Here is a 22,330-nt window from a genome sequence, read left to right as displayed (position 1 = left end):
GGGGGGCTTTGCAGCGGGGGCGATACAGACAGGCTCAATGCGTGGAGCGGTGGCCGGTGCGGTGAGTGCGGGCGTGTTCTTCGGCATCGGCAGCTACTTCCAGAGTGCCGGATGGGCGCAGGCGGGCGAATGGGAGAACGCATTCGGCAGCGGCCTGAGCTACTCGGGTTACGCGGCCAAGACGTTGAGCCATGGCGTGGCCGGTGGTGTGATGGCCGAGATGCAGGGCGGCCGGTTCGGGCGCGGGTTTGCGAGCGCGGGGTTCAGCGAGGCGATGTCGCCGGCGCTGGGTCATATCCGCTCAGTGCCGGCGCAGGCGATCACGGCAGCGGTCATTGGAGGGACGGCGTCGAGGCTCGCGGGTGGGAAGTTTGCCAATGGGGCGGTGACGGCGGCGTTTGGGTTTGCGTTCAACCACGTTGTCCATGATGGTCGCCGAGGAAGAAATAGCTACGATGTCGAAGCAGAAGAGGCAATTTCCGCCCTAAAGGCAAGAGCCGAAGCGATCGTTGATCGAGCTGCTGGACTGGATGGAGTGGTTGACATCTCACGATCTGAGTTCAATGAGGTCTTCAGGTATGAGGCAGCTCGACTGGAGATGCGAAGCGCTGTTCGTGGTGGCTATGAAAATCTAAGTGATGCTGAATTCCTGCTGGAGGCTCGCAACTATGGAGATTCACTCTTCTATGGCGACGTAAAGCTGGGAGGAAACGGTGGACGGCTATATCGAATTGATGGGCGAGGCCCTTATTTCGGTGGAAACATCAATTACGTAAATCAGGGTCAAATTTTTGCCATTGGGAATAGGACTCTCGAGCAGGCTGTAACGGCTGTTTCAGCATGGAATTATTCTGGTGCGGGGTCGTATGGGTACGTTGAACAGCGGCTTGATTTCACGGGCCAGGGCTATCAAATGTATAAGGGGGCAAGATGAATGCTCTGCGGCTAGCTCTATTTATTTTTGTAATGACTATTTCTTCGTCGTCCTGTGCGAGCCAGAAAGATATTGAGTGCGGTGGATATGCTGAGATACTCAGAAGCGATGATCTTCGTGCGCAGCTGCTGCGATGGGCGGATGAGGAAATATTTTCTAGGACCTTTGGGAAGAAGGATTTTGAGGAGATTCTTGGGTTCGTTGGTCCTGGTCGCCAAGGGGCAGATTTCTCAATCGAGAGATCTGGAATTCAAATTCCATCATTTATTGACGGTTATTCGATAAGGTCGGTGGGGCCGGACAGATATCATCCGAATGTAATATTCGTGGCACGTAGAAGATATCAAGGGATATTGATTTCGCGTGGTGATTTTGAGGATTCGTTGAAAGGGACAAAAATAGACCCATCTGCGCCAGAGATGCGTAAAGGGCGGCTTGCGATGATTTGTTCTCTAGATTGACAGAGGGGCGAGTCCGTCGCCCGGGTCCCGAGGGGGCTCTCAAGCCGCCAGCACGGTGGTGCACTACGTGGGCGGCACGGAGATCCGCTACCTCGCCACGGCCAACAACGGCGCGGGCGCGCTGAAGGAGGTCCGGCGCACCGCCGGCAACGTGCTGGTCGTCCAGGACGTGAGTCGCGGGGCCTATCAGCTCAAGCGTCTGACCCTGCTGACGGACTTCCAGGACAGCACGCATCGGGTGTTGTCGGCGATGACGCAGCGGCGGCCAGCAAGAAGATTATCGGTGCGAAGGCACCTGCCGCACCGACGGCGAGCACGAAGGCCGCCAGCACGAAAGCGGCCGGCAGGAATTCGTTTCCCAAAAAGGCGGCGGCCAGGTAGCTCGCCGCCTCGATCGCTACCGTGGGCCGGCGCGCGCCGGCCTTGGCGCGTGCGCGGCTTTGTTAGACTGGTCCTTCGTTCAGCCGTGGGGCTCACGTGCTGCCATCCCGTCCCCGTCCAGCCCGGGCATCCAATGGGGAAACGTGTGGGGTGGCATGAAACCGGGAAGCAAACTCTTGCTAAATCAAATGATTGTGATCGCTTTCGATAAGCGCCCGCGGAACCTCGAATGAGCGGCACCCTCTACATCGTCGCGGCGCCTTCCGGGTCGGGCAAGACCAGCCTGGTCAACGCCCTGCTCGAGCGCGAGCCCGGCATCAGCCTGTCGGTGTCCTACACCTCGCGCCTGCCGCGGCCGGGCGAGGTCGACGGCAAGCACTACCACTTCGTCTCGCGGGACGTGTTCGAGCGCATGGCCGCGGGCGGGATGTTCTACGAATACGCGAACGTGCACGGCGATCTCAAGGGCACGGCGCGGAATGCGGTCGAGCCGCTGCTGGCGGCCGGCCACGACGTGCTGCTCGAAATCGACTGGCAGGGCGCGCGCCAGGTGCGCGCGGCCTGTCCCGACAGCGTCAGCGTGTTCATCCTGCCGCCGTCGCGCGCCGAACTCGAGCGTCGCCTGCGCGCGCGCGCTTCCGACAGCGCCGAGACGATCGCACGCCGGCTGGCCGACTCGCGCGAGGAGATCGCGCACGCCGGCGATTTCGACTTCATCGTCGTCAACGACCAGTTCGCCGATGCGCTGGCCGACCTGCGCGCGATCGTCGCCGGCCAGCGCCTGCGCCGCGCAGCCCAGCTGTCGCGGCATGCGGTGCTGATCGCCGACCTGCTGAAGAACGAATGATGCGCCGCGGCAGCTGGCGGCGGTACGTGCGCATCGGCTAAGGTAGCCGCGGCGCGCCGTCGGCGCGTTTCCTTTCCCCTGAAGGACCAGTTCGAGTGACCGACGCCAAACCCACGCAGAGCGCCGACGCCCTCGTGCAAGTGCGCGGCCTCAGCACGGTGCTGAACGGAAAGACGATCTTCGACCGGCTCGACCTGGACATCCCGCGCGGCAAGATCACCGCGATCATGGGACCCAGCGGAACCGGCAAGACGACCCTGCTGCGGCACATCACCGGCCAGCTGATGCCCGACGCCGGCGAGATCCGCGTCGACGGCCGCAACGTGCCGGCGCTGCCGCGCGACCAGCTGTTCGACCTGCGCGAGAAGATCGGCTACCTGTTCCAGAATTCGGCGCTGCTGACCGACTTCAGCGTGTTCGAGAACGTCGCGTTCCCGCTGCGCCAGCATCTGCGCCTGCCCGAGGAGGTCGTGCGCAACGTCGTGCTGACCAAGCTGCAGGCGGTCGGTCTGCGCGGCGCCGCGGAGCTGATGCCGAGCGAGCTGTCCGGCGGCATGGCGCGCCGCGTGGCGCTGGCGCGGGCCATCGTGCGCGATCCGATGCTGATCCTCTACGACGAGCCGTTCGTCGGCCTTGATCCGATCGCGCTGAACCAGATCCTGAAGCTGATCCGCACGCTCAACGACACGCTCGGCATCACCAGCATCCTCGTCGCGCACGAATTCGCCGCGGTCAGCCGCGCCGCCGACCAGGTGTACCTGATCGCCGGCGGCAAGGTGGCCGCGCAGGGCGTGCCGGCGGAACTCGCGCGCGGCGAATCGCCGTGGACGAAGCAGTTCTTCGGCGGCGAGGCGGACGGGCCGGTGCCGTTCCAGTATCCGGCACGCGACTACGCGGCCGATCTCGGTTTCCCGGAGGGTCCGCGATGAGTGCCGATCGTCCGCGTCCCTCGCGCATCGCCGACGCGCTGGCCCAGATCGGCGCCTGCACGCTGTTCCTGTTCCAGCTGCTCGGTGCGATTCCCAAGAGCCTGCGCTACTTCCGCGAGACGATCCGCCAGATCTGGTTCGTCGGCGCGATGAGCCTGGTCATCATCATCACCTGCGGCCTGTTCGTCGGCATGGTGCTCGGCCTGCAGCTGTATTACGTGCTGTCGATCTTCGGCGGCACCGCCGCGCTCGGCACGGTGGTGTCGCTGGCGCTCTACCGCGAGCTGGGGCCGGTGGTGACCGCGCTGCTGTTCGCCGGCCGCGCCGGAACCTCGATCACCGCCGAGATCGGCCTGATGCGCGCCACCGACCAGCTGTCGGCGATGGAGATGATGGCGGTCGATCCGCTCGCCTACGTGGCCACGCCGCGCTTCCTCGCCGGCATCGTCGCCATGCCGCTGCTCGCCTGCGTGTTCAACGCGCTCGGCATCTTCGGCGCGCACCTCGTCGGCGTGACCTGGCTCGGCCTGGACAACGGCACGTTCTGGTCGAACATGACCTCCAGCGTCGACGTCTGGAAGGACGTGATCAACGGCGTGTGGAAGAGCACCGCGTTCGGCGCCGTGGTCGCGCTGATCGCGGTGTTCCAGGGCTACACCACCCCGCCGACCAGCGAGGGCGTGGCCTACGCGACGACGCGGACGGTGGTGTTCTCCTCGATCGTCGTGCTCGCGCTCGATTTCGTCATGACTGCATTCCTGACCTGAGGCCCCGTGATGGCTCAACGACGTTCCTACCAAGTCGGCACCGGCCTGTTCATCCTGCTCGGCTTCGCGGCCCTGGCCTACCTGGCCACGCAGACGACGTCGGTGGCCAATTTCCGCCAGGGCGACAGCTACACGCTGAAGGCGAGCTTCACCAACATCGGCCAGCTCAAGCTACGCGCGCCGGTGAAGCTGGCCGGCGTGCGCATCGGATCGGTCGAGTCGATCGACCTCGATCCGGCCAAGCTCGAGGCCAGCGTGCGTCTGTCGATCGACAAGCGCTACGACCAGCTGCCGGAGGATTCCTCGGCCGCGATATTCACCAGCGGTTTACTGGGCGATCAGTACGTTGGCGTGCAGCCCGGCGGTTCCCCGGACATGTTCAAGGACGGCGACGAATTCGTGCTGACGCAGTCGTCGATCCAGCTGGAGGATCTGATCGGCAAGTTCCTCGTCAGCGGTTCGCCCCCGTCCAAGCCGGCGGAGCCGGCACCCGGCACGGACGCCGCCAAGGCGCCCGCCGACAACCACCAGAAGGAGTGATCTCATGTTGCGCACCATCGGCCTCGCGTTCGCTTTGCTGTTCGGCCTCGCCGTGCTGCCGCAGGCCCGGGCCGCGGCCGATCCGCAGGCGGTCGTGCAGGGCATCGCCGACGACCTCGCCAAGGCGGTGGAAGGTCATCAGTCCGAGCTGAAGAACGATCGCGAGAAGCTGCTCAAGCTCATCGACGGCATCCTGCTGCCGCACTTCGACATCGACTACGCCTCGATCCTCGTGCTCGGCCAGTACGCGCGTGCGTCGACGCCCGAGCAGCGCGCACGCTTCGCCAAGGCGTTCTACGAGTCGATCACGCACCGCTACGCCGAGGGCCTGCTCAACTACACCCGCGGACGCGTGAAGGTCCTGCCCAGCCGCGGCGAGGCCAGCGACCGCAAGACGATCGTGCGCACCCAGGTCACGCTCGACGACGGCAAGCCGGTCGCCGTGGACTACGCATTCCGCAAGACCTCGGACGGCCAGTGGAAGGCCTACGACGTGATCGTCGAAGGCATTTCCTACATCACCAACTACCGCAACCAGGTCGGCGCGGAGATCCAGAAGTCCAGCCTCGACGCGCTGATCAAGCGTCTCGAGACGCAGGGCACGGACACGCTGAAGACGATGGAAAACGAGCAGCAAGGTGGCTGACACGCAGGCCAGCTTGCGCATCGAGCGCGTCGACGCGACGCGCGTGCGCGTCAGCGGCGCGCTCGGCTTCGTGCAGGCCGCGGCGGCCTACGGCCGCTACGGCGAGATCGCCGGCGGAGCGGGCGGCCCGATCGAGCTGGACGTGGACGGGTTGCGCGGCGTCGACAGCGCCACGCTGGCGGTGCTGCTGGCCTGGGCCGCACGCGCGGCCCGCGGCGGCCGTGCGCTGCGCCTGAGCGGGGTGCCGGCCGACCTGCGTGCGCTGGCGCGGCTGTGCGACGTCGAGCCGCTGCTCGGCATCGCCTGAGACCTGATTCCTGAGACCTGATTCCGGCGAAAGGCGGCGCTGCGCCGCCCTCGCGCCCGTGGCTAGTGCTTTTCGGCGTCGCGCTTGCGCTGCTGTTCGTAGGCGCGCTGCTCCTTGAGCAGTTCGTCCACGTCGGCCTCGTCGGTGCCCTGCATCTGGTCGATCAGCTCGGTCGGCGGCTGCCCGTCGTAGATGTCGTAGAGGCGCCGCTGCCGGTAGGCATCGCGGTAGAACACGTACGGATCGTAGACGCCTTCGAGCAGGCTTTCGGCGTCGATCGCACGCGAACGCAGCGTGACGAGATAGAACAGGTTCGGCGAGTACTCGGCCAGGAACGAGCCGTCGTTGCGGCGTCCGTACCAGTACAGCGGGTCGAAGTAGTTGTCGACCGGCAGGCGCCAGACGTCGCGGATGGTCGTCGAACCGACCAGCGGCAGCACCAGATACGGCCCTTCCGGCAGGCCCCATTTGGCCAGGGTGACGCCGAAGTCGTTGTTGTTCGGCGGCAGGTCCATCTCGCTGGCGGGATCGAACAGGCCGATGAAGCCGAGCGTCGTGTTGATCGCGAAGCGGCCGGTGTTGCGGAAGGCCGTCCTCGGCTCGCCCTGCAGCACGTCGTTGACGATCGTGATCGGCATCTTGATGTTGGCGAAGAAATTCGCCACCACCCGGCGCACGTTCGGCGAGGTGATCTTGCGGTAGCCGACCGCCACGGGGCGGATCACCGCCTTGTCCGCCGCGTCGTTGAACGCGTACATCTTGCGGTTGAAGCCCTCCCACGGATCGTCCGTGCGGGGCTTGGCGATGGTGCAGCCGGCCAGGGCCGCGACGCTGGCGGCCAGCAAGCCCGCTCGGAGGCGGTTGCAAACGGTAGTGGGTCGCATCGGTACTCGTCTCGGTGGCACGCGGCGTCTGGGCGCCTTCGGCCGCTGGTAATCCCTTTCCGCGCGGCTAGGCTACGCGAATTGGGGGCGTTGGTGCACTACGCAAGAGACAGCGGGCGATCGGCGGAGCGGGCTTGTTTGCGCCGCACAAATGCGCGGCGCTACAATGAGGTCCGCTAAAGCCATGAATTGGCTTTGATTTCGTTTCGGAGAGTTCGGATGGCACGCATCACCGTGGAAGATTGCCTCGAAGTGGTCGACAACCGCTTCGAGCTCGTATTGATGGCGACCAAGCGCGCGCGTCAGCTCGCCAAGGGCGCAACGTCGGCGGTCGACGCCCACAACGACAAGCCGACCGTACTCGCGCTGCGCGAGATCGCCGATCGCAAGGTCGACCAGACCATGATCGACGAGATCGACCGCCAGGAGCGCGAGCGCAAGGAACGCGAGGCGCTGGAATGGGCCGCGGCGGAAGTCGACGACGACCTGAGCAAGGGCGGCGACGACCTTTGATGAACGGCGGACGCCACCAGCTCGAATCCGTCGGCGAGGCGGCCTGAAAGGCGACGCCCCCATGGCCACGACTGCGGCCCTGCCTGTACGGACGCCGACGGTGGCCCAGCCTCCCGCCGACGTGCGGGCGCTCGAGCAGCAGCTGGCGACCTATTTTCCGCCCGAGCAGGTGGCGCGCGTGCGGCGCGCCTACGAGATCGGCGCGCTCGCCCACGCCGGGCAGACGCGCAAGAGCGGTGAGCCCTACATCACGCATCCGGTCGCCGTCGCCGGCATCCTCGCCGATCTCGGCCTGGACGCCGAGACGATCATCGCGGCGATCCTGCACGACACGCTCGAAGACACGCAGCTGACCTCCGAGCAGATCGCCGCCGAGTTCGGCGACGTCGTGGTCGAGCTGGTCGACGGCGTCACCAAGCTCGACAAGGTGCGCTTCCGCAGTCGCCAGGAGGCGGCCGCGGAGAGCTTCCGCAAGATGCTGCTGGCGATGGCGCGCGACCTGCGCGTGATCCTGATCAAGCTCGCCGACCGCCTGCACAACATGCGCACGCTCGGTGCGATGGAGCCGGAGGCGCGCCGGCGCATCGCGCGCGAGACGCTGGAGATCTACGCGCCGATCGCGCAGCGGCTCGGCATGAACCGGTTCAAGTCCGAGCTGCAGGACCTCGGCTTCCGCGCGCTGCACCCCGATCGCCACCGCGTCATTGCCGAGCGCATCCGCGCCGTACTCGGCAACCGCCGCGAGGCGATGGCGCGCATCGAGGCGGCGCTGAACGCGCGGCTGGAGTCCGAGCAGATCCCGCATCGCACGGTCAGCCGCATCAAGTCGCCGTACAGCATCTATTCGAAGATGCGCAACGAGCACAAGTCGTTCGCGCAGGTCATGGACGTGTACGGCTTCCGCGTCGTGGTCGACAGCGTGTCGCACTGCTATCACACGCTCGGCGCCGTGCACGGCCTGTACAAGCCGCTCGACGGGCGCTTCCGCGACTTCATCGCGATCCCCAAGGCGAACGGCTACCAGTCGCTGCACACGGTGCTGTTCGGACCGTTCGGCGCGCCGATCGAGATCCAGATCCGCACCGAGGACATGGACGCGGTGGCCGAGCGCGGCGTCGCCGCGCACTGGGCCTACAAGACCGACACGACGCCGGCGAACAGCGCGCAGACGCGCGCGCGCGAATGGGTTTCCAACCTGGTCGATCGGCAGACGCAGACGCCGTCGTCGCTGGAATTCATCGAGAACGTCAAGGTCGACCTGTTCCCGGACGAGGTCTACCTGTTCACGCCCAAGGGCGCGATCCTCGCCCTGCCGCGCAACGCGACCGCGCTCGACTTCGCCTATTTCGTGCACACCGACGTCGGCGACCACGCCGTCGCCGCGCGCGCGGACAAGAAGCTCGTGCCGCTGCGTACGCGCCTGAGCAGCGGCCAGACCGTCGAGATCGTCACGGCGCCGTCGGCCAGCCCCAGCCCGCAATGGCTGGAGTGGGTCGTCTCCGGCCGCGCGCGCACGGCGATCCGCCATCACCTCAAGCGCCTGCAGCACGAGGATGCGGTCGATTTCGGCCATCGCATGCTCGATCGCGCGCTGGACGCGCTCGACGCATCGCTCGAAAGCATTCCGCACGCGACGCTGGACCGCTACCTCGCCGACCAGAAGTACAAGCGGCTGGAGGAGCTGCTGGCCGACATCGCGCTCGGCAACCGCGTCGCCGACACGGTCGCCCAGGCCCTGCTCAGCGCGCAGGGCGAGCCGCTGCACGCGGCGCGTGCGCACAGCAGCGAGAAGATCCTGATCAGCGGCGCCGAGCGCGGCGTGCTCAGTTTCGGAAACTGCTGCCATCCGGTGCCCGGCGACGAGATCATGGGCTACCTGTCGGCCGGCAAGGGCATCGTCGTGCACCGCCTCGAGTGCCCGAACGTGCCGGAGCTGCGCAAGTCGCCCGAACGCTGCATCGAGATCGCCTGGGACAAGGAAGTGCAGGGCGACTACAAAATCGAGCTGCGCATCGAAGTGGCGAACAAGCCGGGCGTGCTCGCCCAGGTCGCCGCCGCGATCGCCGATGCCGGCTCCAACATCGAGAACGTCGAGTACAAGGAACGCGATCTGATGACCGCGACGATGCTGTTCACGATCGAGGTGCAGAATCGCAAGCATCTGGCCGACGTGATGCGTCGCGTGCGTCGCCTGCAGGTCGTCACGGCGGTTCGTCGGCATCCGGTGTAGGAGAGGCCGGGATCGGGATTGGAGATTCGGCAAAGCGAGTCGATTGGCTTTGCTATGCTTCCATCCCATCCCGAATCCCCGATCACGAATCCCGGCTCTCCAATGACCCGCACGATCGTCAGCACCGAACTCGCCCCGAAAGCCATCGGCCCGTACTCGCAGGCGGTGCGCGCCGGCAACACGGTCTACCTGTCCGGACAGATTCCGCTCGATCCGGCCAGCGGCGAACTCGTCGGCGGCGACATCACGGCGCAGACGCGGCGCGTGTTCGAGAACCTGTCCGCCGTCTGCACCGAAGCCGGCGGCTCGCTCGCCGACATCGTGCGCGTCGGCATCTATCTGACCGATCTGGGCGACTTCGCCGCCGTCAACGCGGTGATGGCCGAGTACATGAAGCCGCCGTACCCGGCGCGCTCGACGATCGGCGTCGCGGCGCTGCCGCGCGGCGCGCAGGTCGAAGTCGACGCGGTGCTGGTGCCGGGCGGCTGATCCGGCGCGTCGCGGCGGTTCGTCGACGGTCGGTCAGGCCAGCGCGATGTCGCCGTCCGTCCGTCGCGCGGCCGTCGCCGCAGACCCGGGAGCGGCTCCGGTCACCGCACTGGCGGGCGTCGGTCCGTCGCTGGCGCAGTCGCTGCATCGACTCGGCCTGGCGTGCGTGCAGGATCTGTGGTTCCACCTGCCGCTGCGCTACGAGGACCGCACGCGCATCACGCCGATCCGCGATCTGCGCGTGGGCGAGAGCGCGCAGGTCGAGGGCGTCGTCGAGGCGGTCGAGCGCGGCTTCCGCTTCCGGCCGCAGCTGCGCGTCGCAATCGGCGACGATTCGCAGGCGACGCTGGCCCTGCGCTTCTTCCATTTCAATCGCTCGCAGGCCGAACAGTTCGTGCCGGGTGCGCGTTTCGTCTGCTACGGCGAGATCCGCCACGGCATGCACGGTCCCGAGATCGTGCACCCGGCCTACCGGCGCGTGCCCGACGGCGCGAGCGCACTGCTCGAGGATCGCCTGACGCCGATCTATCCGACCACCGAAGGCCTGGGTCAGAAGCGCCTGGCCGGCGTCGTCGAGCGCGCGCTCGATCGTCTGCCGCCGCAGGAGGCGCTCGAGCTGATCCCGGACGATCTGCGCGAACCTCTGCACCTGGCCTCGCTGCGCGAGGCGTTGCTGACCGTGCATCGCCCCGCACCGGACGCCGACGTGCGCGCGCTGGCGCTGGGCCAACATCCGGCGCAGCAGCGGCTCGCGTTCGAGGAACTGTTGACCCACCATCTCGGACTCAAGCGCCTGCGCGCCCAGGTGCGTCGCCATCGCGCGGCGTCGCTGTCGGGCGACGGCAGGCTGCGCAGCGCGCTGCTCGCGCAGCTGCCGTTCGCGCTGACGGCAGCGCAGCAACGCGTTGTGCGCGAGGTCGAGCACGATCTCGCCCAATCCAAGCCGATGCTGCGGCTGGTGCAGGGCGACGTCGGTTCGGGCAAGACCGTGGTCGCCGCGCTGGCCGCGCTGGCCGCGGTCGAGGCCGGATTCCAGGCCGCCCTGGTCGCGCCGACCGAACTGCTCGCCGAGCAGCACTGGCGCAATTTCCTCAAGTGGATGCAGCCGCTGGGCATCGAACCGACCTGGCTGTCCGGCAAGGTGCAGGGGCGCGCCCGCGAAGCGGCGCGAGCGGCGGTCGCCGCCGGGGCGCCGGTGGTGATCGGCACCCACGCGCTGATCCAGGACGGTGTTTCGTTCCGCCGCCTGGGCCTGGCGATCATCGACGAGCAGCACCGCTTCGGTGTTCATCAGCGCCTCACGCTGAGCGAGAAGGGGCGCGACGGCGATGCCGTGCCGCACCAGCTCGTACTGACGGCCACGCCGATTCCGCGCACGCTGGCGATGACGGCTTATGCCGACCTGGACGTTTCGGTCATCGACGAGCTTCCGCCGGGACGCACGCCGATCCAGACCGTGGCGATTTCCAACGCGCGCCGCGCGGAAGTCATCGAGCGCATCCGCGCGGCGTGTTCCGAGGGGCGGCAGGCGTACTGGGTCTGCACCTTGATCGAGGAATCCGAGCAGCTCGAGGCGCAGGCCGCGGAGGTGGCGTTCGCCGAGCTCACCGCGGCCTTGCAGGAGCTGCGCATCGGCCTGGTGCACGGCCGTCTGAAGCCGAAGGAGAAGCAGGCCACCATGGCCGCGTTCGCCGCCGGCGAGCTGAGCGTGCTGGTCGCCACCACCGTCATCGAGGTCGGCGTCGACGTGCCGAACGCGAGCCTGATGGTCGTCGAGAACGCCGAACGCCTCGGGCTGGCGCAGCTGCACCAGCTGCGCGGCCGCGTCGGCCGCGGCAGCACGGCGTCCAGTTGCGTGCTGCTGTACCAGACGCCTCTGTCGCAGATGGCGCGCGCGCGGCTGGAGGTCATGCGCGAAACCAGCGACGGGTTTCGCATCGCCGAGAAGGATCTGGAGCTGCGCGGCCCCGGCGAGATGCTCGGCACGCGCCAGACCGGCCAGCTGCAGTTCCGCGTCGCCGATCTGGCACGCGACGCGCACCTGCTGCCGGCCGTGCAGCGCGTCGGCGAGGCAATGCTGCGCGACCATCCGCAGTCGGCGCAGAAGCTGATGGCGCGCTGGATCGGCGGTTCGGAACGGTTCGCGGGGGCCTGACCGATGCGGATGCTGTCGCGCCTTCGCAATGGTCTGGCTTCGCTGCAGTGGCGCGAGTTCGCGCTGGCTCCGTCGCGATGTCCGTTCTGCGGACCGAGCCTGTTCGTGCGCCTGCACCGCGGCGACGCCGGTGTGCGCTGCGTGCGCTGCACGGCGGCGGAAATCCATCTGGCGCTCGGGCGCGCACTGCAGGAACTCGTGCCCGGGATTTCCCTGCTCGATGCCTGCGAGTTCTCGGCGCGCGGCCCGCTGGTCGAACATCTGCGCCGGCACGCGCGCAGCGTGGCGGTGTCGGAATACTTCGCCGACGTCGAACCCGGCCGGAGCCGCGACGGCGTGCGTTGCGAGGACATGCAACGGCTGACCTATGCCGATTCCAGCTTCGATCTGGTCACCCATACCGAGGTGCTCGAGCACGTGCCGGACGACGCGCTCGCGCTGGCCGAGCTGCATCGCGTGCTGCGCCGCGGAGGGCGCATGCTGTTCAGCGTGCCGCTGCTCGGCGAGACCACCGTCGTGCGCGCCCGCCTGGTCGACGGCGCCGTCGTGCATCTGCTGCCGCCGGCGTACCACGCCGATCCGCAGCGGCCCGACACCGGCGTGCTCGCGTTCCGCGACTACGGCGCCGATCTGCTCGACCGCCTGCGCGCGGCGGGCTTCGCCGACGTCCGGCTGCACACGGTGCAGTCGCCGCTGGCGTGGCTGCCGGCGCGCCGGATCGTGTTCGCGCGCAAGGCCTGAGCGGATTCCGGCGCCGCGGAGGGGGCGGCATCGTCGATCGACTCGCCGCACGGGCCGGCCTCGGCTGATGCGACCGTGCACGTGCCGAAGCTATCATTGGCTGCTTCCCCTCAGGGCAGCTCACTCGTGCGACCCACCTTGCTGATCGACACCGACCCCGGCGTGGACGACGCGCTGGCGATCCTCATGGCGCATCGGTACGCCGACGTGGCTGGACTGAGCGTCGCGGCCGGCAACGTCGGCCTCGGGCACACCGTCGCCAATGCGCTGAAGCTGGTCGAGGTGATCGGCGCCGACACGCCGGTGTTCGCCGGCTGCCCGGTGCCGCTGGTGTGGCCGGCCGAGGACGCCGGGTTCGTGCACGGCGCGGACGGTTTCGGCGACATCGGCTACCTGCCTTCGACGCGGCGCGTTGCCGACGAACACGCCGTCGAGGCGATCCTGCGCCTGTCGCGCGAGCGCGCGGGCGAGCTGACCCTGATCGCGCTGGCGCCGCTGACGAATCTCGCGCTGGCCCTGCGGCTGGATCCGCAGCTGCCTTCGCGCATCGCGCGTCTGGTCGTCATGGGCGGCGCGGTCACCGGGCGTGGCAATACGCACCTGGTGCCGGCCGAGTTCAACATCGGCTTCGATCCGGAGGCGGCGCACGTCGTCTTCTCCGGCTGGCCGGAATTCGACCTGATCGACTGGGAGGCCTGCGTACGCCACGCGATGGACTTCGCCTGGTTCGACCGCACCGTCGCCGCCGACGGCGCGCGGGCGCAGTTCTACGCGGCGATTTCGCGCAAGGCCCGCCTGTTCAACGAGGGACACGGCCGCCGTCGCGGCATGATCGTCGCCGATGCGCTGGCCATGGCCGTCGCACTGGAGCCGGGGATCGTGCGCAAGGCCGAGCGTCGCCACGTCGGCATCGAATTGACCGGCGCCGCCACGCGCGGCGCGACCGTGGTCGACTGGGAAGACCGGTTTCGCCGGCCGGCGAACGCACGCATCGTGCTCGAGGTCGACCAGGAGCGCTTCCAGGCCCTGGTGCTCGGGGCGCTCGACGCCGCGAGCACTTGAGTCCGCTCGCCCGGCTTGCCTCCGGTTGGCCGGGCCGGCTATACTGCCGCTCTTTTATCGCCGCCCAGCTGCGGAGCAGCCCTATGAAAGCCGACATCCATCCGAACTACAAGCCGGTCGTTTTCCAGGACATCTCCAGCGACTTCTCGTTCCTGACGAAGTCCACGATGACCAGCAAGGAAACGATCAAGTGGCAGGACGGCGAGGAATATCCGCTGATCAAGGTGGAAATTTCCAGCCACTCGCACCCGTTCTTCACCGGCAAGCAGAAGATCGTCGATACCGCCGGCCGCGTGGACAAGTTCCGCCGCCGCTACGCCAAGTAATCGGCGCAGGAAGCGCTCGTCCCGCTCCGTACCTCGCGTACGAGGGCAGGGATCTTCGAAACAGAACCGAACGCCGGCCGTTGCGCCGGCGTTCGGCGTTTGCGTCCGTGCACCGCCTGCACAGATGAACATCGCTTCATGCGGTGCTCCTTCGCGCCGCGCCGGCTTGATTCCCGCGCGTCTCGCACGCACCTGCTGCCATGCAATAATTGTGTGTTGACCGCGTCGTAGCATGGCGGTCGCATCCGCATGTTTCGCCACCGCCGCGCCGTTCCCGGCGTGCGGGCGGCCCGCAGCCAGGAGTACTTCCATGTCCGACAAAGTCGTCCATCTCACCGATCCCGCCACCGACAAGAGCGCCGCATTGCCGGTCGTGAGTGGCACGCTCGGCGATCCGGCGTTCGACATCGGCAAGCTCAACAAGGAGACGGGCTACTTCACGTTCGACCCCGGCTTCATGTCGACGGCGTCGACGCGCAGCGCGGTGACCTTCATCGACGGCGACGCCGGCGTGCTGATGTACCGCGGCTACCCGATCGAGCAGCTCGCCAAGCAGTCGAGCTTCCTCGAAGTGGCCTACCTGCTCATCAACGGCGAGTTGCCGGACCAGGCGCAGTTCTCGGCCTTCGAGCACGAGGTCACGCATCACACGATGATGCACGAGGCGCAGAAGAACTTTCTGCACGGCTTCCATTACGACGCGCATCCGATGGCGATGCTGTGCGCCTCGGTCGCGTCGCTGTCGGCGTTCTATCACGACACGCTCGACATGGGCGATCCGGAACAGCGCCGCCTGGCCGCGATCCGCCTGATCGCGAAGGTGCCGACCATCGCCGCCGCCGCCTATCGCTATTCCATCGGCTGGCCGGTCCGCTATCCGCGCAACAACCTCGAGTACGTCACCCGTTTCCTGCACATGATGTTCGAGGTGCCGAGCGAGCCGCTGCAGCTGTCGCCGGTGGCGGCCAAGGCGCTCGACCTGCTGTTCATCCTGCACGCCGACCACGAGCAGAACGCGAGCACGTCGACGGTGCGTCTGGTCGGTTCGACCGGCGCCAATCCGTACGCCTGCGTCGCGGCCGGCATCGCCGCGCTGTGGGGGCCGGCGCACGGCGGCGCCAACGAGGCGGTGCTGAAGATGCTGGCCGAGATCGGCGACGCGAAGAACGTCGGCAAGGCGGTCGAGAAGGCGAAGGACAAGAACTCCGGCTTCCGCCTGATGGGCTTCGGCCATCGCGTCTACAAGAACTTCGATCCGCGCGCGACGATCATCCGCGAGATGTGCCACAAGGTGCTGGCCGACCTCAACGTCAACGACCCGCTGCTCGACGTGGCGATGGAGCTGGAACAGGCCGCGCTGAAGGATTCGTACTTCGTCGAGCGCAAGCTGTACCCGAACGTCGATTTCTATTCCGGCATCATCTACAAGGCGCTCAAGCTGCCGACCGAGATGTTCACGGTGATGTTCGCGATCGCGCGCACCGCGGGCTGGGTCGCGCACTGGCTCGAGCAGCACCTGGATCCGGAAACCAAGATCGGCCGTCCGCGCCAGATCTACACCGGCTCGCCCAAGCGCGACTACGTCGCGATCGGCAAGCGCTGACGGCATCCGCACCGCGAAGCGGGGCTCAGGCGAGCCCCGCCGGCGTGGGTAGCGGCGGGGCTAGGGACGGTCGTCCAGCAGGGCCTGTACCGCGGCGAGCGCCGCGCGCTGCATCGGCTTCTCGCTGATGCGATCCAGCGGCGCCTGGCGCAGCCGATCGTAGGGCAGGACGGTCACGTCGATCGCACAGTCGTCGGCGCTGAACAGGAACACCGGAAAGTCGCCGCTCGCCTCGCGATCGAGCCGGAGCCGGCGCGTCTGCGTCTCGAACGGAATGCCCTGCTCGAGCAGGCGGGCCTCCACTTCCAGCAGCTGATCGCAGTACAGGTGCAGGCACACGGCCGAGTGCTCGTCGGCGGTCCCCTCCAGCACGGCGCCGACCAGCCGCGGCTCGAAGCGCGCGAAGAAACGCATCGCCTCGCGGGCGACCTCGCGCAGACGACGCAGGGTCTGCGCCTGATCCTCGGCGTGGAACAGGCGCTGGTGCTCGCGCAGCGCCTCCTCGATTTCGCGATTCCTGGGCAGGCTGGCCTCGTCGAAGATGCCCAAGCGCTCGGCAGCCTTGAGCTTGGCCTGGCGATAGTCGCGCAGGCCGCCTTCGCTGATCAGGCGTGCCGCCTCCACCGCGATGCGCCGCCGCTGTTCGTGAGTGCGGCCCTGCGCCTGGCTGGCATGCCGGCCGTTCATGTCAGAAGACGTCGTAGGCGGGCTGCTCGTTGCTCGAGTCTTCGGTCTGCGGCGGCTGCTCGGCCAGTCGCGTGGCGTCCTCGGTCTTCATGACCTCGAGGATCGCGCCGCCGTCTCCGGCACCGGCGAGATAGCCGCTGGCCGGATCGATGCGCACGCGCGTGACGCCGGGCGGCATGTCGAACGGCTGCTCGGGAACGTCCTTGAGCGCCGAACGCATGAAGTCGATCCAGATCGGCAGAGCCGCCTTCGCGCCGAACTCGCCGCGCCCCAGCGAACTGAAATCGTCGAAACCGACCCAGCAGCTGACCGCCAGCCTCGAATTGAAGCCGGTGAACCAGGCGTCGCGGTGATCGTTGGTCGAGCCCGTCTTGCCGGCGAGGTCGTTGCGCTTCAACACCATCGCGGCGGAGCCGGTACCGCGCCGGACCACGTCGCGCATCAGCGAAGCGACCAGATAGGCGTTGCGCGGATCGATCGCGCGCGGCGCGAGATGCGGCTGTCCGGGCGTCGCCGCGGTCGTCGTCGCATGCGCGCTGCCGATCGGATTCAGCGCGGACGTGGCCGAGGCCTGCGGCGGTGGCGCGGAAGCCGTGCCGGCGAGCTGGCGTTCGGCGCAGCTCGCGCAGGCCACGACGGGGTCGGCGCGGTAGACGACCTGGCCGTCGCGGTCGGCGATCTCGGTGATGTAGTAGGGATCGACCAGGTAGCCGCCGTTGGCGAACACGGCGAAGCCGCGCGCCATCGCCAGCGGCGCGACCGCGGCGGTACCGAGCGCCATCGACAGGTTCGGCGGAATCTGATCCGGCGTGAGGCCGAAGCGCGTGATGTATTCGCGCGCGTAGCGCACGCCGACCGCGTCGAGCAGGCGCACGGAGACGAGGTTGACCGACTTCACCAGCGCCTCGCGCAGCCGGATCGGTCCGCGGAAGGAGTCGTCGTCGTTCTTCGGCGTCCACATGCCGTCCGGCTTGGACGGGTCCGGGAACGATACCGGCGCGTCGTTGAGAACCGAGGCGGGCGTGAAGCCGTGGTCGAACGCGGCCGAATAGAGGAACGGCTTGAAGCCGGAGCCCGGTTGGCGCGCGCTCTGCGTGGCTCGATTGAATTTGCTGCGCAGGAAACTGAAGCCGCCGACCATGCTCTCGATCGCGCCGTCCTCGGGGTTCAGCGCGACGATCGCCGCTTCCACCGTCGGGATCTGGGCGAGCCTCCAGTTGCCCTCGCCGTCGCGCTGCAGGCGCACGACGTCGCCGCGCTTGAGCACGTCGGACACGCTCTTGGGCGCCGCGCCGCGGCGGTCCTCGTCGATGCGCGGACGCGCCCACTCGATCGTGTCGAGCGCGAGCGAGACGCTCTGGCCGTCGGCGAGCTGCAGCGTCGCGTGATCCTTGGCGGATTCCGTGACCAGGGCCGGCAGCAGGCCGGCGAGCGGCCGGTAGTCGACCAGCGCCTGGTCCCACTGCTCGCGCGCCGCGTCGGCGGCGAGATCGACGTGCGCCTCGGCGCCGCGCCAGCCGTGGCGGCGGTCGTAGCTCATCAGCGCTTCGCGCAGGGAGCGGTTGGCGGCTTCCTGGGACGGAGAGTTCAACGTGGTCCTGACCACGTAGCCGTCGGTCAGCGCGTTGTTGCCCAGCCGCTCGATCGCCTCCTGGCGCACCAGCTCGGCGAAATACGGTGCATCGACCTCGACGGGTGCCTCGTGGGCCTGCGCCAGGTCCGGCTCCTTCATCGCGGCCTCGTAGTCGGCCTGGCTGACGAAGCGATTCTCGATCATGCGGCCGAGCACGTAGCCGCGGCGCTCGAGGGCGCGCTGCGGGCGGCTGAGCGGATTGCCGGTGGAGGGGAATTTCGGAATCGAGGCGAGCATCGCGCACTCGGCCAGATCGAGCTGGTCGAGCGTCTTGCCGTAGTAGAACTCGGCGGCGGCGGCGATGCCGTAGGAGCGGTGGCCGAAGAACGCCTTGTTGAGATAGAGCTCGAGGATCTCGTCCTTGCTCAGCGCGTTTTCGATGCGGAAGGCGAGGAAGATTTCCGACAGCTTGCGCGTGTAGCTGACTTCCGGACTCAAGAAGAACATGCGCGCGACCTGCTGCGTGATCGTGCTGCCGCCGGCCACGTGCTTGCTGCCGGTGCTGAGTGTGAGCCAGACCGCGCGCAGGATGCCGCCGAGGTCGATGCCGCGGTGCGTGTAGAAGTCGGCGTCCTCGGCGGCGAGGAAGGCGAGCTTCAGGCGCTCGGGGACGTCCTGGATGCGAACCGGCGTGCGCTTGGTCTCGCCGAAGGTCGCAATCAATTTGTCGTCGGCAGACTTGATCCTGAGCGGCACCTGCAGGCGCACGTCCCTGAGCGTCTCGACGGAGGGCAGGCGCGGCGCGATCAGCCAGTAGGCGGTGCCGATCGCCAGTCCGCCGAGGAGGACGCCGGCCAGCGCCAGATAGAGCGCATAGCGCAGCAGGCGGAGGAAGAGGGTCATGCAGGGTTAAGGACTTGTGATGTCAGTCAAAGTAAGTGCGCTAAGTGCCGGAGTATAGATTGTATGTCTCTCGCGCGGACCGGCCCGCAAGGGCGATGGGAGCCATGTTCCACGAGAAGGCCACGGATTTCGCTCAATTTTGCCATACGTGACGGCGGTCGTTGAAAATTAGTTAACACTTGTATCTAATGTGGTAGCGCATCTTTCGCTCGTAAGCGCGCGTGGGAAGGGGGAAAAGTGGCCTTGTTCACACCGAAAGCGCCGCCGTTGATCGGCGTCGATATCAGCTCGACTGCGGTCAAATTGCTTCAACTGGGGCAAACGGGCCAGCGTTATCGCGTAGAGCACTACGCGGTCGAGCCGCTGCCGCCGAACGCCGTCGTCGAAAAGAACATCGTCGAAGTCGAGGCTGTCGGCGAAGCTATCCGGCGGGCCCTGAACCGTTCCGGTGCGAAGACCAAATTCGCCGCCGCCGCGGTCGCGGGATCGGCGGTGATCACCAAGATCATCCCCATGCCGGCCGACCTGTCGGAAGACGACATGGAGGCGCAGATCCAGGTCGAGGCGAACCAGTACATCCCGTATCCGATCGAGGAAGTCAGCCTCGATTTCGAGATCGTCGGTCCGATCAAGGACAACCCGGACATGGTCAACGTGCTGCTGGCGGCATCGCGCACGGAGAACGTGGACCTGCGCGTCGCGGCGCTGGATCTGGGCGGGCTGGGCGCCAAGGTCATGGACGTCGAGGCGTTCGCCATGGAGAACGCATTCCGCCTGATCGCCGACCAGCTGGCGGTGCCGAAGGACGCGGTCGTCGCCGTGGTCGACGTCGGCGCGACGATGACGACGCTGATCGTGCTGAAAAGCCAGCGCACGATCTATTCGCGCGAACAGGTTTTCGGCGGCAAGCAGCTGACCGACGAGGTCATGCGCCGCTACGGCCTCAGCTACGAGGAGGCGGGTCTGGCCAAGCGCCAGGGCGGCCTGCCCGAATCCTACGAGATCGAGGTGCTGGAGCCGTTCAAGGAGGCGATGGTCCAGCAGATCAGCCGCCTGCTGCAGTTCTTCTTCGCCGGCAGCGAGTACAGCCGCGTCGACCAGGTGGTGCTGGCCGGCGGCTGTGCCTCGATCCCCGGCGTGGCCTCGATGGTCGAAGAGCACCTGGGCGTGCCCTGCGTGGTGGCCAATCCGCTCGCCAACATGTCGCTGTCCAGCCGCGTGCAGGCGCAGACGCTGGCGCAGGACGCTCCGGCACTGATGATCGCCTGCGGGCTCGCGCTGCGGAGTTTCGGCTGATGGCAAAGATCAACCTACTGCCCTGGCGCGCCGACCGACGCAAGCTGCGCGAGCGCGAGTTCTACATGATGCTGCTCATGACCGCGGTCGCGGCGTTCGCCGTGCTGTTCGCGGCGATCTACTGGATGAGCCATCTGATCGAAAACCAGAACCAGCGCAACGCTTACCTGCAGGCCGAGATCAAGGGTCTCGACAAGAAGATCGAGGAGATCAAGGAACTCGACAAGACGCGCTCGCAGCTGCTGACGCGCAAGGAAATCATCGAGCAGCTGCAGTCGAACCGTTCGCAGATGGTGCATCTGTTCGACGAGCTGGTGAAGACGATTCCGGACGGCACGCGCCTGGCGACGATGAAGCAGGTCGGCGACACGCTCACGCTCGAAGGCATCGCTGAGTCCAACGCGCGCGTCGCCTCGTACATGCGCAACATCGATGCTTCGCCGTGGATGGGACGCACCGACCTGCGCAAGACCGAGAACAAGGCCGACGCGAAGGACGGCAACAAGAAGCTTCCCTACGCGTTCTCGCTCGACGTCAAGCTGCGCAAGCCCACCGACGCGCAGGGCGACGGCCAGAACAAGACCGACGACGCGACCAAGGCGGCGCCGGCGGCGGGCGAGAAGACGGGCGAAGAGAAGAAGCCGGCCGATCTCGGCGCGCAGCTGGACGCCGCCGCGTCCAAGCTGATGGACAAGCAGGCACCGGCCGCCGAGGGCGCGCCGAAGCAGGCTCCGACGTCTCCGGCTGCGGGAGACAAGAAATGAGTTTCTTCGACGATCTGCGCAACCTGGATCGCAACAACGTCGGCGGCTGGCCCAAGTCGGTCAAGATCTTCTTCGCCACGATCATCGTCGTGCTGATCCTGTTCTTCGGCTGGTATCTGAAGATCAGCGGCCAGCAGGACGAACTGGAAGGCCTGCGCAAGAAGGAAATCACGCTCAAGAAGGACTTCTCGGACAAGCAGGCGAAGGTCGTCAATCTCGAGGCCTATCGCAAGCAGCTCGACGACATGAAGGAGATGCTGCAGACGATGCTGCGGCAACTGCCGAGCAAGACCGAAATGCCGGACCTGCTGAACGACATCTCCGACGCCGCGCTGGGAGCCGGCATCGAGACGCAGCTGTTCCAGCCCGGCGGGGAGATCATGAAGGATTTCTACGCCGAGAAGCCGATCCAGCTGAAGATGCTCGGTACCTATCATCAGTTCGGCACGTTCATCAGCAGCGTCGCAGCGCTGCCGCGCGTGGTGATCCTCACCATGCACGACGTTTCCCTGCGCCCGATAAAGCCCGCCGCCGGTGCGACGAAGGCCGCGGCGGCCGCGGCGAAGGAAGTTTCGCCGGACCAGTTGATGCTGGAGGGTACGGTCAAGACGTACCGCTATCTCGACGACGAGGAAGCCGCGGCGATCCAGCGTGCGGCGGAAGCGGCCAAGCCCAAGCCGAAGGGCAAGCCGGCGGCGAAGAAGCCGGCGGAGGAGAAGTGACATGACGATCTCCACGCCAACATTTCGCATCGCCGTGACGCTCGTCTTCGCGGCCGCTTTCGCCGGCTGCACGCCTACCGACGACCTGCGCCAGTGGGTCACGCAGGAAAAAGCCAAGAAAGGTGCGCCGCTGCAGCCGCTTCCGGTGATCAAGACCTTCGAGACCTTCACCTACGACTCGCAAGATCGCCGCAATCCGTTCGACCTGAGTGCCGAGGAGCAGGAGCAGTCGGCGGCCAGCGGACCGCAGCCGGACCAGAACCGGACGCGCGAGCCGCTCGAGTCGTTTCCGCTCGACGGCCTGAAGATGTCCGGCACGCTGGGGCTTGCGAAATCGATGGAAGGCCTGGTGCGCGATCCGGACGGCGTCGTCCATCGCGTGCGCGTGGGCAATTATCTCGGACAGAACTACGGCCGCATCATCGCCATCGCCGAGGAAAAGATCGACCTGGTCGAACTGATCCCGAATGGCTCGGGCGGCTGGATGGAACGAGCGGCCACGATGGCCCTGGGCGACGGCAAGCAGTAGCGATCCAACGGGGGACCAGATCAGATGAGTACCAAAGTCAT

23 protein-coding genes are annotated in these 22,330 nt (G+C 67.0%); 20 read left to right on the top strand and 3 right to left on the bottom strand.

Features of this window, described 5'->3' with window-relative positions; genetic code table 11:
• The 8 genes from ACFO6Q_RS17835 to ACFO6Q_RS17800 all read left to right on the top strand — a co-directional run.
• The coding region (locus ACFO6Q_RS17835; protein WP_380022474.1) for a hypothetical protein at positions 1-934 on the top strand (934 nt) is incomplete at its 5' end.
• On the top strand, positions 931-1,395 hold the full coding sequence (locus tag ACFO6Q_RS17830; protein WP_380022473.1) for a hypothetical protein: 465 nt from the start codon (positions 931-933) through the stop codon (positions 1,393-1,395). The genes ACFO6Q_RS17835 and ACFO6Q_RS17830, both read left to right, overlap by 4 nt.
• 610 nt (positions 1,396-2,005) lie before the next feature.
• Entirely contained in the window at positions 2,006-2,623 is a 618-nt protein-coding gene (gmk, locus tag ACFO6Q_RS17825; RefSeq protein WP_380022472.1) for a guanylate kinase, read from the top strand.
• Positions 2,624-2,718: 95 nt separating this feature from the next.
• The gene (locus ACFO6Q_RS17820; RefSeq protein WP_380022471.1) at positions 2,719-3,552 is read left to right on the top strand and encodes an ABC transporter ATP-binding protein; all 834 of its coding nucleotides are present in this window, start codon (positions 2,719-2,721) and stop codon (positions 3,550-3,552) included.
• Positions 3,549-4,319, top strand: coding sequence for a lipid asymmetry maintenance ABC transporter permease subunit MlaE (mlaE, locus tag ACFO6Q_RS17815; RefSeq protein ID WP_380022470.1), 771 nt, complete (start codon positions 3,549-3,551; stop codon positions 4,317-4,319). Before ACFO6Q_RS17820 ends, mlaE begins: the two co-directional genes overlap by 4 nt.
• 9 nt (positions 4,320-4,328) lie before the next feature.
• Positions 4,329-4,859 carry an outer membrane lipid asymmetry maintenance protein MlaD gene (gene mlaD / locus ACFO6Q_RS17810; protein WP_380022469.1) on the top strand — a complete coding sequence of 177 codons (531 nt, stop codon included), beginning with the start codon at positions 4,329-4,331 and terminating at the stop codon, positions 4,857-4,859.
• 4 nt (positions 4,860-4,863) lie between these two features.
• Positions 4,864-5,505 (top strand): MlaC/ttg2D family ABC transporter substrate-binding protein, encoded by a 642-nt coding sequence (locus tag ACFO6Q_RS17805; protein ID WP_380022468.1) that lies wholly within the window; start codon positions 4,864-4,866, stop codon positions 5,503-5,505.
• On the top strand, positions 5,498-5,812 hold the full coding sequence (locus ACFO6Q_RS17800) for an STAS domain-containing protein (RefSeq protein WP_380022467.1): 315 nt from the start codon (positions 5,498-5,500) through the stop codon (positions 5,810-5,812). Before ACFO6Q_RS17805 ends, ACFO6Q_RS17800 begins: the two co-directional genes overlap by 8 nt.
• Before the next feature lie 62 nt (positions 5,813-5,874).
• Here ACFO6Q_RS17800 and ACFO6Q_RS17795 read toward each other — a convergent pair whose 3' ends face one another.
• Positions 5,875-6,657 (bottom strand): MlaA family lipoprotein, encoded by a 783-nt coding sequence (locus ACFO6Q_RS17795; protein ID WP_380022466.1) that lies wholly within the window; start codon positions 6,655-6,657, stop codon positions 5,875-5,877.
• Between the two features lie 258 nt (positions 6,658-6,915).
• Between ACFO6Q_RS17795 and rpoZ the strand changes: the two genes are divergently transcribed.
• The 8 genes from rpoZ to ACFO6Q_RS17755 all read left to right on the top strand — a co-directional run bounded on the left by rpoZ (position 6,916) and on the right by ACFO6Q_RS17755 (position 15,815).
• Complete coding sequence (gene rpoZ / locus ACFO6Q_RS17790) at positions 6,916-7,209, top strand: DNA-directed RNA polymerase subunit omega (RefSeq protein WP_380022465.1); 294 nt, start codon at positions 6,916-6,918, stop codon at positions 7,207-7,209.
• 61 nt (positions 7,210-7,270) lie between these two features.
• Positions 7,271-9,439, top strand: a complete 2,169-nt coding sequence (locus tag ACFO6Q_RS17785) for a RelA/SpoT family protein (RefSeq protein WP_380022464.1) — start codon at positions 7,271-7,273, stop codon at positions 9,437-9,439.
• Between the two features lie 102 nt (positions 9,440-9,541).
• Complete coding sequence (locus ACFO6Q_RS17780) at positions 9,542-9,928, top strand: RidA family protein (RefSeq protein WP_380022463.1); 387 nt, start codon at positions 9,542-9,544, stop codon at positions 9,926-9,928.
• A 46-nt stretch (positions 9,929-9,974) separates the two neighbouring features.
• Positions 9,975-12,083 (top strand): ATP-dependent DNA helicase RecG, encoded by a 2,109-nt coding sequence (gene recG, locus ACFO6Q_RS17775; RefSeq protein WP_380022462.1) that lies wholly within the window; start codon positions 9,975-9,977, stop codon positions 12,081-12,083.
• Between the two features lie 9 nt (positions 12,084-12,092).
• Positions 12,093-12,824 carry a methyltransferase domain-containing protein gene (locus ACFO6Q_RS17770; RefSeq protein WP_380022461.1) on the top strand — a complete coding sequence of 244 codons (732 nt, stop codon included), beginning with the start codon at positions 12,093-12,095 and terminating at the stop codon, positions 12,822-12,824.
• 126 nt (positions 12,825-12,950) lie between these two features.
• Positions 12,951-13,886, top strand: a complete 936-nt coding sequence (locus tag ACFO6Q_RS17765) for a nucleoside hydrolase (RefSeq protein WP_380022460.1) — start codon at positions 12,951-12,953, stop codon at positions 13,884-13,886.
• 83 nt (positions 13,887-13,969) lie between these two features.
• Entirely contained in the window at positions 13,970-14,212 is a 243-nt protein-coding gene (locus ACFO6Q_RS17760; protein WP_380022459.1) for a type B 50S ribosomal protein L31, read from the top strand.
• Positions 14,213-14,522: 310 nt separating this feature from the next.
• A complete protein-coding gene (locus ACFO6Q_RS17755; RefSeq protein WP_380022458.1) occupies positions 14,523-15,815 on the top strand; it encodes a citrate synthase in 1,293 nt (430 codons plus the stop codon).
• A 60-nt stretch (positions 15,816-15,875) separates the two neighbouring features.
• On the opposite strand, the gene ACFO6Q_RS17750 is transcribed toward ACFO6Q_RS17755, so the two are convergent.
• Together ACFO6Q_RS17750 and ACFO6Q_RS17745 are read right to left on the bottom strand one after the other, a co-directional pair.
• Entirely contained in the window at positions 15,876-16,502 is a 627-nt protein-coding gene (locus tag ACFO6Q_RS17750; protein WP_380022457.1) for a hypothetical protein, read from the bottom strand.
• A gap of 1 nt (position 16,503) precedes the next feature.
• Positions 16,504-18,978: a penicillin-binding protein 1A gene (locus ACFO6Q_RS17745; RefSeq protein ID WP_380022456.1), complete on the bottom strand. Its 2,475-nt coding sequence runs from the start codon at positions 18,976-18,978 to the stop codon at positions 16,504-16,506.
• Positions 18,979-19,215: 237 nt separating this feature from the next.
• Between ACFO6Q_RS17745 and ACFO6Q_RS17740 the strand changes: the two genes are divergently transcribed.
• From ACFO6Q_RS17740 to ACFO6Q_RS17725, 4 genes are read left to right on the top strand one after another with little or no spacing between them, the layout of a single operon-like run.
• Positions 19,216-20,274: a pilus assembly protein PilM gene (locus ACFO6Q_RS17740; protein ID WP_380022455.1), complete on the top strand. Its 1,059-nt coding sequence runs from the start codon at positions 19,216-19,218 to the stop codon at positions 20,272-20,274.
• The gene (locus ACFO6Q_RS17735) at positions 20,274-21,038 is read left to right on the top strand and encodes a PilN domain-containing protein (RefSeq protein WP_380022454.1); all 765 of its coding nucleotides are present in this window, start codon (positions 20,274-20,276) and stop codon (positions 21,036-21,038) included. Before ACFO6Q_RS17740 ends, ACFO6Q_RS17735 begins: the two co-directional genes overlap by 1 nt.
• Positions 21,035-21,760: a type IV pilus inner membrane component PilO gene (locus ACFO6Q_RS17730; protein WP_380022453.1), complete on the top strand. Its 726-nt coding sequence runs from the start codon at positions 21,035-21,037 to the stop codon at positions 21,758-21,760. The genes ACFO6Q_RS17735 and ACFO6Q_RS17730 overlap by 4 nt, the downstream gene beginning before the upstream one ends.
• Before the next feature lies 1 nt (position 21,761).
• Complete coding sequence (locus tag ACFO6Q_RS17725; RefSeq protein WP_380022452.1) at positions 21,762-22,289, top strand: pilus assembly protein PilP; 528 nt, start codon at positions 21,762-21,764, stop codon at positions 22,287-22,289.
• The last annotated feature ends 41 nt before the right edge of the window (positions 22,290-22,330 follow it).

Source organism: Dokdonella ginsengisoli (assembly GCF_042652785.1).
Taxonomy (GTDB): domain Bacteria; phylum Pseudomonadota; class Gammaproteobacteria; order Xanthomonadales; family Rhodanobacteraceae; genus Dokdonella_A; species Dokdonella_A ginsengisoli.
The sequence above is the reverse complement of the archived record's forward strand: the minus strand, read 5'-3'. Positions and strand labels throughout refer to the sequence as shown.